13 protein-coding genes and 1 pseudogene are annotated in these 12,870 nt (G+C 69.7%); 9 read left to right on the top strand and 5 right to left on the bottom strand.

Annotation, left to right across the window (positions count from 1 at the left end):
* Window positions 1-6 precede the first annotated feature (6 nt).
* The 3 genes from tap (at window position 7) to ACIODU_RS31790 (ending at window position 4,656) form a co-directional block, all read left to right on the top strand.
* Entirely contained in the window at window positions 7-2,196 is a 2,190-nt protein-coding gene (gene tap / locus ACIODU_RS31800) for a telomere-associated protein Tap (RefSeq protein WP_401772222.1), read from the top strand.
* 6 nt (window positions 2,197-2,202) lie between these two features.
* Window positions 2,203-2,760, top strand: a complete 558-nt coding sequence (gene tpg, locus ACIODU_RS31795; RefSeq protein ID WP_401772220.1) for a telomere-protecting terminal protein Tpg — start codon at window positions 2,203-2,205, stop codon at window positions 2,758-2,760.
* A gap of 1,194 nt (window positions 2,761-3,954) precedes the next feature.
* Entirely contained in the window at window positions 3,955-4,656 is a 702-nt protein-coding gene (locus ACIODU_RS31790) for a hypothetical protein (RefSeq protein ID WP_401772217.1), read from the top strand.
* A 140-nt stretch (window positions 4,657-4,796) separates the two neighbouring features.
* Here ACIODU_RS31790 and ACIODU_RS31785 read toward each other — a convergent pair whose 3' ends face one another.
* On the bottom strand, window positions 4,797-5,459 hold the full coding sequence (locus ACIODU_RS31785) for a hypothetical protein (protein ID WP_401772214.1): 663 nt from the start codon (window positions 5,457-5,459) through the stop codon (window positions 4,797-4,799).
* A gap of 130 nt (window positions 5,460-5,589) precedes the next feature.
* Between ACIODU_RS31785 and tpg (ACIODU_RS31780) the strand changes: the two are divergent.
* The 6 genes and pseudogenes from tpg (ACIODU_RS31780) to ACIODU_RS31755 all read left to right on the top strand — a co-directional run bounded on the left by tpg (ACIODU_RS31780) (window position 5,590) and on the right by ACIODU_RS31755 (window position 8,824).
* Window positions 5,590-6,182, top strand: a pseudogene (gene tpg / locus ACIODU_RS31780) (telomere-protecting terminal protein Tpg).
* Between the two features lie 103 nt (window positions 6,183-6,285).
* Window positions 6,286-7,050 carry a hypothetical protein gene (locus ACIODU_RS31775; RefSeq protein ID WP_401772212.1) on the top strand — a complete coding sequence of 255 codons (765 nt, stop codon included), beginning with the start codon at window positions 6,286-6,288 and terminating at the stop codon, window positions 7,048-7,050.
* The gene (locus tag ACIODU_RS31770) at window positions 7,047-7,313 is read left to right on the top strand and encodes a hypothetical protein (RefSeq protein WP_401772210.1); all 267 of its coding nucleotides are present in this window, start codon (window positions 7,047-7,049) and stop codon (window positions 7,311-7,313) included. The genes ACIODU_RS31775 and ACIODU_RS31770 overlap by 4 nt, the downstream gene beginning before the upstream one ends.
* A gap of 356 nt (window positions 7,314-7,669) precedes the next feature.
* Window positions 7,670-8,236, top strand: coding sequence for a hypothetical protein (locus ACIODU_RS31765; RefSeq protein WP_401772207.1), 567 nt, complete (start codon window positions 7,670-7,672; stop codon window positions 8,234-8,236).
* A gap of 110 nt (window positions 8,237-8,346) precedes the next feature.
* Window positions 8,347-8,577 carry a hypothetical protein gene (locus ACIODU_RS31760; protein WP_356430585.1) on the top strand — a complete coding sequence of 77 codons (231 nt, stop codon included), beginning with the start codon at window positions 8,347-8,349 and terminating at the stop codon, window positions 8,575-8,577.
* Window positions 8,567-8,824 (top strand): hypothetical protein, encoded by a 258-nt coding sequence (locus ACIODU_RS31755; protein WP_356430587.1) that lies wholly within the window; start codon window positions 8,567-8,569, stop codon window positions 8,822-8,824. Before ACIODU_RS31760 ends, ACIODU_RS31755 begins: the two co-directional genes overlap by 11 nt.
* 569 nt (window positions 8,825-9,393) lie before the next feature.
* Here the strand turns inward: ACIODU_RS31755 and ACIODU_RS31750 are convergent.
* The 4 genes from ACIODU_RS31750 to ACIODU_RS31735 form a co-directional block, all read right to left on the bottom strand.
* Complete coding sequence (locus ACIODU_RS31750; RefSeq protein ID WP_401772203.1) at window positions 9,394-9,879, bottom strand: ATPase; 486 nt, start codon at window positions 9,877-9,879, stop codon at window positions 9,394-9,396.
* A 335-nt stretch (window positions 9,880-10,214) separates the two neighbouring features.
* Window positions 10,215-10,364: a hypothetical protein gene (locus tag ACIODU_RS31745; protein ID WP_401772200.1), complete on the bottom strand. Its 150-nt coding sequence runs from the start codon at window positions 10,362-10,364 to the stop codon at window positions 10,215-10,217.
* Window positions 10,365-10,559: 195 nt separating this feature from the next.
* Complete coding sequence (locus ACIODU_RS31740; protein ID WP_356430598.1) at window positions 10,560-11,033, bottom strand: helix-turn-helix domain-containing protein; 474 nt, start codon at window positions 11,031-11,033, stop codon at window positions 10,560-10,562.
* Complete coding sequence (locus ACIODU_RS31735; RefSeq protein WP_401772197.1) at window positions 11,030-11,788, bottom strand: hypothetical protein; 759 nt, start codon at window positions 11,786-11,788, stop codon at window positions 11,030-11,032. Before ACIODU_RS31735 ends, ACIODU_RS31740 begins: the two co-directional genes overlap by 4 nt.
* Window positions 11,789-12,870: the final 1,082 nt, after the last annotated feature.

The following is a 12,870-nucleotide window of genomic DNA, read 5'->3' as shown; positions in this document are numbered from 1 at the left end:
ACCTCTGTGTCCACTGAGAACGAGCTGTTCGGCGCGGTCGATGCGCTGCTGGGGCAGGTCGCGCACGAAGACCTACCTGCTCCTGCGGAGCGGAAGCGTCTGCGGGAGGCGTCGGGGCTGAGTCAGGCGCAGATCGCGGCGGCGCTGGGTGCGCGCCGGGAGGCGGTGGGGAGTTGGGAGGCGGGGCGGACCGAGCCGCGGCCGCCGAAGCGTGCCGCGTACGCCCGGCTGCTGGAGGGGCTCGCCGCCCGCTTCCCCGCCCCGGTCCCGGAAGAGCCGGCTGCTGCCCCGGTGCGGGTGGTCCCGGAGGCGTTCACCGGCCCCGCCCTGGAGCCGGTCCCGGCGGCGGCCGCCGCGCAGCCGTCCCGTACGGCGGAGTCGAGCGGCACCGCCAGGCCGTCGGCGTCGTCGCGGCGCCCGGGTGCGAAGAAGGCGGCGCGGCCGGTCACCCCGGCGGCCGTAGACCCGCGTTTCGAGAACGGTCCGCTGGCGGTCGTCGACGCCGACGAGGACGGGCAGGTGTCGGCGTACTGCGTCGGCGGCCTCGTCCTCGACGTGCCAGCCAAGACGATCCCGGCGCTGGTCGACTGGACGCTGGCCGAAGCCCGGCTCGGGCAGGGCCGGCTGCACCGCAACGGCCGCGACGCCGACCCGATCCTGATCCTGACCGCGTCCGCGCTGGAGCGCTACGGGCTGCCCGCCGGCCTGTCGGAGGAGGAGCGGCGTACGGGGCGGCTCGCGGACAGCCACAAGGTGCTCAAGCAGATCGGGAAGGCCGGCCTTCAACTCACCCAGCGCGGCCTCGGGCCGTGGGCCCGCCTCTACCGCGACCCGGAGGGCTCCCGGCGCCGCTGCGTCCAGCTGTGCGTACTGCCCTGGAACGCGCTGGACACCCGGGAGTGGGGCCGGAAGGACGACCCGCAGCTGCTGCTGACGATGCATCCGGCCGACCTCGCCCGCTACCTCGGTCTGTACGCGGCCCGGGTGATGACGCCACGCGGCACCACCGCGACGACCGGCCTCGAGCTGATGGTCGCGCTGCGCCCGCCCACCCGCGCGGAGAAGGACCCGGTCACCGGCGAATTCAAGCGGGCCCTCAACGACGACGCACTCACCCAGCTCTACCCCGTGGTGGAGTGCGAGGTAGTCGACGAACACCCGATCCTCAAGGGGAAGTTCGCCCGCCACCATCTGCGGACCCCGGCAGAAATGCTGATGGAGGAGCCGTACGACTGGTGTCGGCCGCTGACCGACGAGGATTACGCCAACCGGTACCTGGTCACGATCGACCTCAACATGTCGTTCGCCGCCGCCGCGAACGGGCTCACGGTCGGGCTGAACGGGCCGACCCACCTGACGAACCCGGTCTTCGACGCGGGCCTGCCCGGATCGTGGCTGGTCGACCTGAGCCACGTCGACCTGTCCCGCGTGGACGTCGCCGGCCGTACGGTCAACGGCGAGCTGCTCCCGAGCCCGTTCACCCCCAAGGGCGACCGCCCGACGGGGCCGGCGTGGTACGCCACGCCGACCGTCGCGTACGCGGTGGAGCTCGGCTTCGCAGTCTCGCCGCTCGAGGCGTACGTCCGTACGCAGAGCGGCCGGTACCTGGACTCCTGGTACAAGCGGCTGCGCGACGCGTACGTACAGACGATGGCCGACATGGGCGTCACCACCGACCTCACCGGGAGCGAGTTCCTCGAGGCGATGGCGCGGCGCAAGCAGGCCGACCCGACGATGGCGCTGCTGGAGACCGCGATCAAGGCGACGGCGAAGGGCGGCATCGGCAAGCTCCGCCAGCGCTCCCGGGGCCAGGTGCCGTACTACGAGGAGTACCCGGCGTTGAAGCGGGAGACGTGGCGCCCCGACATCCGGGCCGCCGTGCTGGCGAACCAGAGGGTCGGCCTGCACCGCAAGTTGATGAAGACGGCGGCCGCCGCCGATCTGTACCCGGTCGCGATCGGTACCGACGCGATCGTCTACCCCTCGCCCGGTCCGTCGCCGCTGGACGTCCTGCCGCTCACGCCCGAGGGCAAGCCGGTACCGGGCGGCTTCCGGCTCGGGGTCTCGCCCGGGATGGTCAAGCACCAGGGCACCCAGACCGTCCTGTGGGCGGAAGCCCAGTTCGAGGAACGCGGCGGCGTCTTCAACATCTCCAACCTCATCAAGACCGACCAGAGCGCTGGAGAAGGGGAGTAGCTGACGATGGCCGACTCGCTCGGGGACAGCCTGGACCGCGCGTTGGAGGGGGCGTTCACCCGCCGCATCCCGCAAAGCGCCCAGGCGCAGATGAAGTACCTCGTCAAGCAGCTCAAGGGCACCAAGGCAGCCGCCCAGGCCCTCGGGATCTCCCAGCGCACCGTGGAGCGGTACGTCTCGGGCAAGCTCAAGAGGCCCCGCCAGGAGCTGCGCGGCCGCCTGGAGCGTGAGGTCAGGAAGCGGTGGCAGCCGCAGATCCGTGCGAAGGCGAGGAAGAAGGCGGCGTCGACGGACGGCCTGGTCGTCTCCACCCGCGCGCGCTTCGGGTTCACCGCCGCCGCCGGCACGACCGACGACGCCCGGATCCGCGACATCACCCAGGCCCTGCCGCCCGCCTTCGCGGACCAGCTGTTCACCGCGCGGGAGCAGGGCGCCAACGAACAGCAGCTCCAGCAGATCACGGCCGACGGCCTCGCACAGATGTACTTCCGCGACAACAACCGGCGGGCCCACGGGCTGGGCGTGGAATTTACCGACGTGGAACGGATCGACATCGACCTGTAGGCGCGACCAGTTCGAACGCCTCACTCCCTCGCATTGAAGCTGCGGGGGAGTGAGGCGTTCCGTATTTCTGCGCGTACCGCTGCGCAAGGTATTTCCGTCTTGCGCACGTTTCCCGCGCCATGCGGTGTGCTCCCGGGAAAGAGTGATGCGCATCACACCATGTAGATTCTGACCTGCGGTTTTACGCCCCACAACGTACCCACGGTGTAGTCGGAACGTAGATCCAAAGCCCCGTCAAACGCTGTGCTAGAGCTGCGAGTTACAACGCCCGGAACATCCGTCGATAGACTCCGAGAACGCGAAAGGAGCCCTGCTTCCCAACGGGTTTGACGGCCACTGAGTTGGGAGGGCTCCTTGCGTGGTGCCGTAACGCAGAAAGATGCAACTTCACCACTACGGAGACTAGCGTGAATTCACGAAACACACATCCACGCCCGTTGAACAGATGGGTGGCCGCCATCCACAGCCACCTGCGGAAATGGCGCGGAAGCGGTGAACAGAGTGTCCAACACCACTTCCTTCAGGGCGTCGCCTACAAGCTGGGCAGCGGCGCCGTAACCGTACTGATCGTGTGGTGGGAAGCGCGCCGCTGATCCCTCGGGGCCCGCAGCCAGGCTGCGGGCCCTCCTCTTCGAGTAGACGGCCACCACATCACCCTGCACGTACGGCACGCCGCCGCGCCCACCAGAACAGCCGCCGCCGGGCGGTGGCCGCGTTGACGGCCCGGCCGCACGGTGTCCTCTACATCGGCCAGCGTGTTCAGCAGCCGCTCGGTGGCGGTGACGACAGCCGGGTCGGAGCGGCGCAGGAGCGGACCGACCGCAGTCGCGACCCGGGTGAACGGCTCCCGTACACCGGGTACACCGGCCGCGGTTTGCTTGGCGGCAATCTGTTTCCCGGCTCAGCAGTTCAGCCGCGCGCCCATAGCCCACCAGGCCGCACTGCTGGGCCCTCTCGGATCACCCTGAGAGTGCCCCACCTGGACGTTGCGAACAAGCTCAGGATTCGAATGAAAGTCCGCTGTGAGGTTTCGTCATGATGATGGTTCCGGCCCGTACGTCGGCAAACGGGTGTATTGATGTTGATCCGCGCTACGGGGTGGCGCGCGCGGCTGAGTATGGGCGGGAAGCCAATGGCTTCCGGTGGTGAGTGCCGATCGGCGGCACCGGGCCGTGCACGGGAGGACGACGAGCCGTGGCCAACGACGTGGACCTGGACAAGATCACAGATCTGCACCCCGACAACACTCAGATCGACGCCAAGCTGAAGGAGGTCGGGGCCTCCGACTGGGCCAGTTACTCCACAGGCAGCGAGTCCCAGTTGAGCGCCTTCCTGGTCGACGAGAGGATCAGGCCCTACCTGATCTACCGGCCGAGCAAGGTGACGATGTACTTCGGTCCGGAGCACCCCGTCGGAGCCGGAGTCATCAACAAGACCGACCAGACCGTTGATCACACCATCCAGTGGAGCGACACGATCGGCTTCAAGATCGGTGCGTCACTCTCGATCACGGCCGGTGGCAGCTTCTTCGACCTGGTCAAGGCGTCCGTGACCATGACCCTGAGCCTGGATCTGTCCAAGTCATCCACCTTCTCCGACCAGATCAAGGTGCCGGTCCCGCCGAATTCGTACGGCTGGCTCACTCGCCGGGGCATGACCACCAGCATCGAGTCCGACGTCATCCTCCAGAAGACCTTTGTGACTCCCGGGGTGCGCTGGCACACCACGTCCACGGGGTACGCGGGCAACGACGGACGGCCTGACAGCTGGGTGACCGCTCACAACAAGCCCAACAGCGGACTGCCGGATCTGTCCGGCGACGACACCAGCGGCCTGATCACCCGCAACAGTGATGGGGTAGTGAGGTTCCCCGCGGTCCTCCTGGGCGACAGGTAGTACGGGGTACCTTCTCTCGCGCGCCTGGTCCCATGTGCGTCACTGCACCGATCCGGCCCGCGCCTGGCGAGGGGCGCGGGTCGACAGGGGACGCTGGCTTGCCGACTGTTCACCCTCGCTGATTGATGGCCCTTGTCAGTTCACGGTTGGCCGCCCGGAGGCGTCGAGTTCGGCGGTACGGTCGGTGAGGTCCGAGGCCAGGTGGACGGCTTGCCGTTCAAGGTGGATGGTGGTGCGCTGGAGTGCTTCGACATCGGTGGGCGCGCCGACTCCCGACTCGCGCCAGACTTCCCCGGCCAGGCGACGTACTGCGAGTCCGTGTTACCAGAGGCCGTACGGGAGCGCCGGCGGATGACGTCGGGCAGCTGGCGGGAGGAGGCGGCCGGGATGAAGAACAGCCCGATCATGCCGAGTCCGGTCACGGCGGTGCTCAGCAGGCCCAGGGAGAAGGACGGGTCGACGACCGCGGTCACCCCGCAGTACACCGAGGTGACAGCGACGAACCCGAGGGTCGTGAGGAACCAGCGCTCCCGGAGCGGCGGGCGGTCCTGCGCCACGACCGTGCCCCACCACACCCAGCCCGCCCCTACGCAGAACAGCACGGCGGCCGACGGCAGGAGCACGGGCGGCGCCCACCGTACGACGTCGCCGGGCGGCAGCTGCTGCCCGGCGAGGTAGCTCACCCGGGTCAGCCACACCAGGTACACCGGCACCTCCACCGCGATCACCACCCACATCAAGACCCGCAAGCCCCGTAACGCGGCGCGCTCGCTCATCTCCTGGTCCTCCCCATCGGTCGTCAAGTCCCGGGAACGTAGCGGCCGTTCGTCGACGCCCACCAGGGCGCCGTCACCCGTAGGGGTGGAGATCGGCCGTACGGACGTCCGTCGGCGCCGGTCTTTGTCCACAGGACGGTCCCGGTGGGCTTGTCCCATGACTGATCACGACATCCAGCAGGGGGAGCCGAAGCGCTCCGGACGGATCCTGGAGGGCCTGGCGCGCGCGGAGCGTGCCGTGGTCACCCGCCCCGCACCGAAATCCGCGCGGGCCCAGATGAAATTCCTTCTCACGCGCGCCAAGGGGTCCACCCGGGCCGTGGCGGAGCGTCTGGGCGTCTCGCGGCGCACGGTGGAGCGCTACCGCTCCGGGGCCGCGACGAAGCCGCGGAAGCGCCTTGAGGCCGCTCTGGTGGAGGAGACCGAATCACAGTGGCAGCCGCAGGTCAGGGCACAGGCGCGGCAGCGCGCGGCCTCTTCCGCGGGGCTCGTGATCTCGTGCCGGGCGTACTTCGGGCTGGGCCCCGACGGCACGTCGGACGCGGGCCGGGTCCGGGACGTCAGCGTCGCCGTCGCTCCCTTCCATGCGGCCGCCATCCTCGCCGCCCAGGAGACTGGAGCGACGGACAGCGAGCTGCACTCGCTGGTCGCGGAGGCCATCGCGGACGCCTATTTCCGTCAAGGCGGTGGCGGCCGTGCAGGCCTGGAGTGAAATTCACGGACGTGGAGCGGCTGGACTTCGCCTTTTAGCAGCACGCAATTCGCGTCTCCTGTAAACCTGAATAGCCCGCCCGCTGGACTGCATTGCCGGACGGGTCGGTGTCTGCGTTTCCGAGCTGAAAGCGAGTTCCTGATGAGCACCTCCGACAGGTGGCGTCGCCGTCTCCCCGAGGCCCGCGGTTACGCCGGCGCTCCCCGGACGCCGGTCGACCGGGCAAAGGCCGGCCGCTCCTCGGTTCGCCGCCGCGCCACCGGCATGACCGTCACCGAGGCCGCGGCCGCCCTCGAGGACGCACAGCTCCAGCAGCACATGGACCGCGACCGTGAGGATCTGTTCGGTGACGAGCGCGGGCCGGCCGAAGTCGCGGAGTGGGAGCGCGTCACGCAGCTGCTCGCCACCGCCGGCGGCCCGTACGACCCGGACGGCGACATCGTCGTCCAGGAGGAGCTCGCCGCCGACCGGCGAGCCGAGGAAGCCGAACGGCAGCGCCTCCAGGAGCAGCGGCAGCTCGCTGATCGCGCCGACGAGCTGTCCGCGCTCGTCTACGCCGGCCGACTCGATCGGACGGTGGAGACCCGGCCGGGGGACGAGGCCGTCCGCGAGCTCCTGGTCCACCACGGGGACTACCACCCCGTGGTCGACGACTGGCTGGCACAGGCCCTCGCCGGCCACTCCGGCCACTACGCCGACCCGGCCGCCCGTACGGCCGCCGACGACGTGCTGCCCGTACCAGTCCGCGCCCAGGCCGCGCTGCTCACCGCCCTCGCCCGTACCGGCGAGACGGCCGACGGGGACCTCGCCTTCGTCGGACGCCTCGCGCAGGCCGACCCGGACGCCACGGTCGCGCTCGCGGCGTGGCTCGAGAGCGCGGCCGCGGTAAAGGGCGGCCGGGCGTGAGCGCGCCGGACGAGGTGGTGACTGTCTGGACCGAGCACTCGCGGTCGGCCACCATCAGCGAGCACCTGCTCGCCGACGGCCGGGTCAGCGTCTGGGTCGAACCGCCCGCAGGGGAGCCGCTGCACCCCGGTGACGACGACCTGGACTCCAACCCGATCTGCGAGTGCCCGCGCCTCCCGAGGCAGTTCTGCATGGCGTGTGCCGGCTGCGCCGTATGCGGGCACTGCGCCAGCCCGCACGTCTGGCCGCCGCTCCGCGACTGACCGCCCAGGGGTCCCCGTTCCCTCGACGAGCCGGCGGGCGAACGGGGCCGACGGGATCGCGGAGCGTTACCTCAGGGGTGTCACGCTCCTTGTCACGCCCGTCGGTGAAGCCACGCGACAGCAATCCCCCAACGTCCGTTTTGAGTTGATTCTCTGGCGCCGGAAGGGGCCTGACCCGCCTTCCCGTCCCGAGCGTGACAGCGTGACAACCCCCAACCGGATTCACTCTCGGTCATAACGCTTCGAGGTTGACCGTTCCACGTCATGAACCACGCACTGTTCGATGACAGTTGACCGATGCGGACAGCGTGCGGGGTTTCCTGATGGGCGCGGGCTCGGGTGGGCATGCTGGCGCCATGACGCAGCAGCAGAATCCCGATCGTGTGTGCGTTCTGCCGGGTGATCCGTCCTGGCTCCAAGACACCGCCCATCTGGAGCAGGTGTTCGCGCTGCTCGGCAGGGCCGCCGAAGTCGCCGAAGACGAGGGAGAGGCCGACCGGTACGTCCTGCCCGCGCTCACCTTCAGCATCGCGCAGCGCGTCATCAGCCGCATCAAGGACGACGTCCTGGACCCGGACGCCGGGAAGACCGCCGTCGTCCTGGTCGTGGTGCCGGCCTTCGAGCTGGATGCCCTCTGGGCAGTCCTGGAGGCCCTGCGCAGCGCGCGGGACGGCGACCCGGACGCTGCGGAGCTCCTGGAGGTCCTGAACCTGATCAGCTTCGACGGAAGCTCACCGCCCTCCCGGACTCCCGCGACCTATACCGCCGACCTGGAGACGGTGCTGGCCGTCCTGGCGCTCGACATCCCGGCCGTACGGGACATGGCCATGGCGTTCGCCCTCGACCGCTCACCGTGCTTCGACTTCGACGTCGCGTACGGACAGCTGACCACCGCGTGGCACGCCGCGGGCATCAAGCCCTGAGCACGGGCCGGGCTGCTCGCCGGGCCCTCGGTTCGTCCGTACGGGGGTCCGCCGGGCCGCCCCGGCGATACCGTGGGGGCACACCCCAGACAGAAGCCCAGGAGCCCCGGATGAGCCAGCAGCCGGCCCCCGCGCCCGCCCGCCAGCCCCTCGACGACCACGCCGCCGCGTCCGTCCTCGCCTACGCGGCCGACCAGCGCGCCCGGGTCGACGTCCTCGCTTCGGTCCTGGAGGACATTGCTGCACACGGCTACCCGGCTGCGGAGACGGGCGTGCTGTGGGAGGAAGCCCGCGACGCCCACCTGGACCGCCTGGCCGGTGAGGAGCCCCGTGTCGCCTGAGCACGCCTCGCGCCGCTCCCAAGTCGTCCTGGTGGAGCCCGCGCTCAGCCAGCTGGCGAAGCTCAGCGCGCGCGAGACGCACCGCCTGGATCGCGCGATCGTCGCCATCAGCGTCAACCCGGAACTCGGCACCGAGGTGACCGGCACCCTGCTGCGCGACTACACGGACGAGGTCGACGAGATCCGGGTCATCTACTACGTAACCGCCCTGAGGACGATCACGATCGTCGCGTACGTGGAGGCGTAGCGGCCTCCCGAGCACCTGTGCAGCGCCCCGGACCACCAGACGGTCCGGGGCGCTGGTGCTTCCCGCTGCACGGGCAGCGGAGGGCATAGGGCGGTGCTGCCCGGGGGTGGCCACGGCGGAACCGGGCGGTTGACGCCGCGACGCCAACGCCCAGGCGACGCAGGCGTGCTGCTCGTGCAGCACGCCTCGTACCGTGACGAAGCGGCGCCGTGCAGCGCGACCAGTCGTTCGGCCTGCTGCACGGCGCCGCCGTACGGGTCAGCTGGTGCTGCCGGTGGCCCACCGCTCCATCTCGCTCGGGTCCTTCTTCAGCAGGGTGTCGCGGCGGGACTGCGCGGTTGCCCGTACGACGCCCAGGGAGTGGGCCAGCGCGCCGTACGAGCCGCCCTGGGCGGCGTGCTGGCGTACAGCGGCCTCCGAGCTGTCCGACGTCGTCGCCCAGCGCCCTGGCGTCAGCGTCGGCGAGCGGGATCGTGAGGTCGGGAACGGGGACGGGGTCAGTGTGCTCGGGCTCGGTGGTCACCGGGCTCCTCCTGGTGGTGTGCGGGGCGGACAGAACGGGGTGATGGTCAGCGGTCGACGACGTCCTTGTCGAGATCGCGGTGGTGGAGGTCGATGTCCAGGCCGCACCCCTCGTACCGCTGGGCCAGGTCGGCGACCAGGTACGGGGCGGCGGCCGCGGTGTCGCCGTCGAGGGCGGCGGCGAGCGCGGCCGCCACGGTCGCGGCACGGTGGCGGCCGCCAGCGCACCCGAGGGCCACGGTCAGCGGCTCGTCCTGGCAGGGCCCGGCGAGGTAGGCGTCGACGGTGGCGGCGATGGCGTGCACGAGCGGGATGATGCCGTCGGTACTCATCACCGCCTCGCGCACCGCGTCGTCCCGGGCCGTGAGGTAGCGCAGTTCGGGGCGCAGGTGCGGGTCCCTGAACTGGTGGCGCAGGTCGAAGCAGGCCCGGGCGGGCGGCTGCGGGCCGTGCAGGTAACCGAACGAGGTGATAAGGCGCGCCGGACGTCGCCCGCGGCCCCGGCCGGACGTCGCCCGCGGCCCCAATGACACGCTCGGAGGCAGCGTCGAAGACACCGGCGAACGCCTCGTCCACGCCGGCGGCCTCGAGCGCCTGGACGATGTCGTCGTGGTCGGCGCCGCCGCGCCGTACGGCGTCAGCGAGGAGGTTGAGCGCCCCGGCCGCGGTCGGGGCGCTCACCGCCAGGTCCTCGACGCCGGCGGTGCCACGCGTCCGCTGGGCCGACGTCTCGACGGTGCCGATCCGGGCGAGAGACGTCGACTGCTGCTCCATGGGAACTCCGATCGGGGCGGGGGTGGAAGGCCGGCTGTGGTGGTCGGGCCGCCGGAGAGCGATGACACTGCGCGCGGCGGCCCGCCGGTGCGGGTCAGGCGCCCTCGGAGAGGTAGCGGGCGGCGGTGTCGACGAACTGGTCGTGGGCGACCATCGCGGCCTCTCGCGCGGCGGTGAGCTCCTCGACGCGACCTGTGCGTTTCCCGTCAGCGGGAACCGTGCGTACGGATCTGACACACCCCACTCACACACGAAAGCGGCGTCGCACCCCTTACCGAGGGAGTGCGACGCCGAATGAGGTCGGTGACGGGCCGGTTGGTCCCGCGTGGGTGGATCTTCGTCCACCTTGGCGGGGATCTCTGGTGTCGGTGCCGACACCGGGCACGCGATCGGCGCCGCACCCGAAGGTGCAGCGCCGATGTCCGTACGAGGTGTCAGGTCAGCCGACGGCGTGGAGCGCCCCGCGGCGCTTGCCCGCTGCCGCCTTCTTCGCGGCGGCGAGGGCGGCCCGCTTCTTTCGCTGTTCGGCGAGCTGGTCCTGGTAGGCGGCGACGGCCTTGTGGTAGCTCGCCACGTAGTTCTTGCTGTCCAGGCGGTCCGCCGCGGGCATCGCCCTTACGGCGTCTTCAGCATCCTCGGGGGAGGTGTAGCCGGCCAGCATGGGGTTGATCTGGTAGACGCCGTTGCGGACCTTCTTGACGAGCTTGGCCAACTCCAGCTCCCGCAGCGCCGCGTTCACACTGGGGCGGCTGAGCCCGAGCAACTTCCCGAGGGTGGCCTGGTCGATGCTGATGCGTCCGCCGGCCTCGCTGCGCCCGCGCAGCTTGAGCAGCGCCCGATACGCGGCGGGCGGCAGGTCCAGGTCCGCGAGCAGGCTGTCGGCGTTGGTCGCCGCCCACTTCAAGGTGCTCACTGGGCTGATCCCTCCTTCTGGCGCTGCGCACGGGCAAGTCGGCGTGCAGCGCGTTCTTCGGCCCGCGTCTTCCGCAGTTCCTCGATGGCCTCGCGCATGTGCTCCAGCGACGGGAACCGCACGAGATCCGGCAGGCTCTCATCCTTGCGGATCTTCGAGATCATCTTGTCCTGGTCGACCTGCACGTACTCGGCTTCGACCAGCTCCGTGCCCGGGATGAACTCGGCTACACGGTACGAGTAGGGCGGGTTGAACTGGTAGACCCCGCGGCGCACCTTGAAGACGATGCCATGGCCCATGATCTCCTGGAGCGCCTCGTTGATCGTCCCGCGGTGCACGTCCAGGACCGTCGCCATCTCGTCCTGTGTCAGCCGGATCTGCCCGCCGGCCTTCTGGCAGGCGATCATCAGCAGGATGAGCCGGAGCGGCAGGGCCTCGCGGAAGTACTGCGCGATCAGAAAGAAGAACTCAAGGGAGTCCATCGAGAACGCCTTGGGGCGCTCCTTGGTGTCGTAGAACTCCAGCGACTTGCGCTCGCCGCTGAGCGAGACCGTCCGCCGCGGGTAGCGACGGGCCAAGGAGTCCAGATCCTCAACCGGCTCAACCGGCTTGGACCACGCTCGGATCTCATCATCGAGAGGCAGCTCCGGGCGGCGCGGCGCGCGCTTCGGTGCGGAACGGCGGCGCTGTGGCTCGGATGACACGAGGCTGCTCTCCACTTCGCTGATCATGGACGCCAGCAGTATGTCAGCCACGCCGACAAATATGTCGGTCGCGCTGACGTTCCGGCGTGTTGTGTCCCCCCAGGGGGGACAGATCTCCTCCCCCGAGCACCTGGACGGACCGCTCGACGGAACGCCCGCACAATGTCGGTCTCGCTGACGTTTCGAGCCTCACCCTGTCGGCCGGGCTGACATCTCGGCGTCGATGTGTCTGGCCAGTTGCTACATACCGGCGACGATATGTAGCAACTGAGCTGACAGATCGTGAAGAGTCCAGGCTTCTGACCAGCGCGTTCTTCGTACATCTCCCATATAGGTGGGCTGAGGTCCACGTGAACCGCAGCTCCGGCGGCGCACACGCGCAGTTTCTCCTCCCGTCACTGAAGGTGCTGGCCCTCCCTGTCGACAGCCACCCACCCAACACCGAGCCGCACGTGCCGACGAACACCTACTCGTAAGGCGACTCCTGGCCTCCGACGCTGACCGTCCGTGAAGGACAAGGCGACGCAACTTTTCATTTCAGCCGCTATCGATGTGACTTCTTTCTTGAATCCACACCACATCCATGGTCGCTTGATTTGGCTCGAACCATGCTCAGCTCCGTTTATTGAGCTATCCAGAAAGGGCTCCTCTATCGTTTCTTTAGGGTTGATCTGGAATGTGTGTAGGAACACCCCGATGTGGCACATCATCATTCCAGTTTCAATCTGCGGCCTATCTTTGAAGCATGACCTCGGTTCTCCGAATCTCCCCCCTCTGAACTCTGTTCGACCTGTCGCCCGCCCGACTACCCGCCAGCACCCCACCTCTTGCTGCTGCTCGGGCCGCAGGCCCGTGGGTGGGCCGCGCGGAGCGTGGCACGCCTGGCCCGCACGGGGAGTGGGGGTACGCCTGGTGTGGCTGGAGCGCAGCGGAGGCCACGGGGCGGCCGGAGGCCGGCCCCGGCCCGCAACGCGGGCTGGGCGCCCTGCGGTTGGCGGTGGGCGCGGAGCGCGTGCCGCCTGGCGGTGAGCGAAGCGAGCCGCATCCGCTCACGCGGAGCGGGAGCGGCCGGGGAGCGCAGCGACCCGGCTCGCTGTGACGGGCGCAGCCCGGAGGGACCCGCTCCGCGGGAG

The organism is Streptomyces sp. NPDC088261 (assembly GCF_044740805.1).
Lineage (GTDB): Bacteria > Actinomycetota > Actinomycetes > Streptomycetales > Streptomycetaceae > Streptomyces.
Note: the sequence above shows the minus strand (reverse complement) of the source record. Positions and strands in the feature narration are given on the sequence as shown.

What these genes read in the sequence shown, in the direction of transcription:
- ACIODU_RS31765 (WP_401772207.1), top strand. Translation starts at nt 7,670, where the DNA reads ATGACGCAGCAGCAGAATCCCGATCGTGTGTGCGTTCTGCCGGGTGAT.
- ACIODU_RS31775 (WP_401772212.1), top strand. Translation starts at nt 6,286, where the DNA reads ATGAGCACCTCCGACAGGTGGCGTCGCCGTCTCCCCGAGGCCCGCGGT.
- tpg (WP_401772220.1), top strand. Translation starts at nt 2,203, where the DNA reads ATGGCCGACTCGCTCGGGGACAGCCTGGACCGCGCGTTGGAGGGGGCG.
- ACIODU_RS31760 (WP_356430585.1), top strand. Translation starts at nt 8,347, where the DNA reads ATGAGCCAGCAGCCGGCCCCCGCGCCCGCCCGCCAGCCCCTCGACGAC.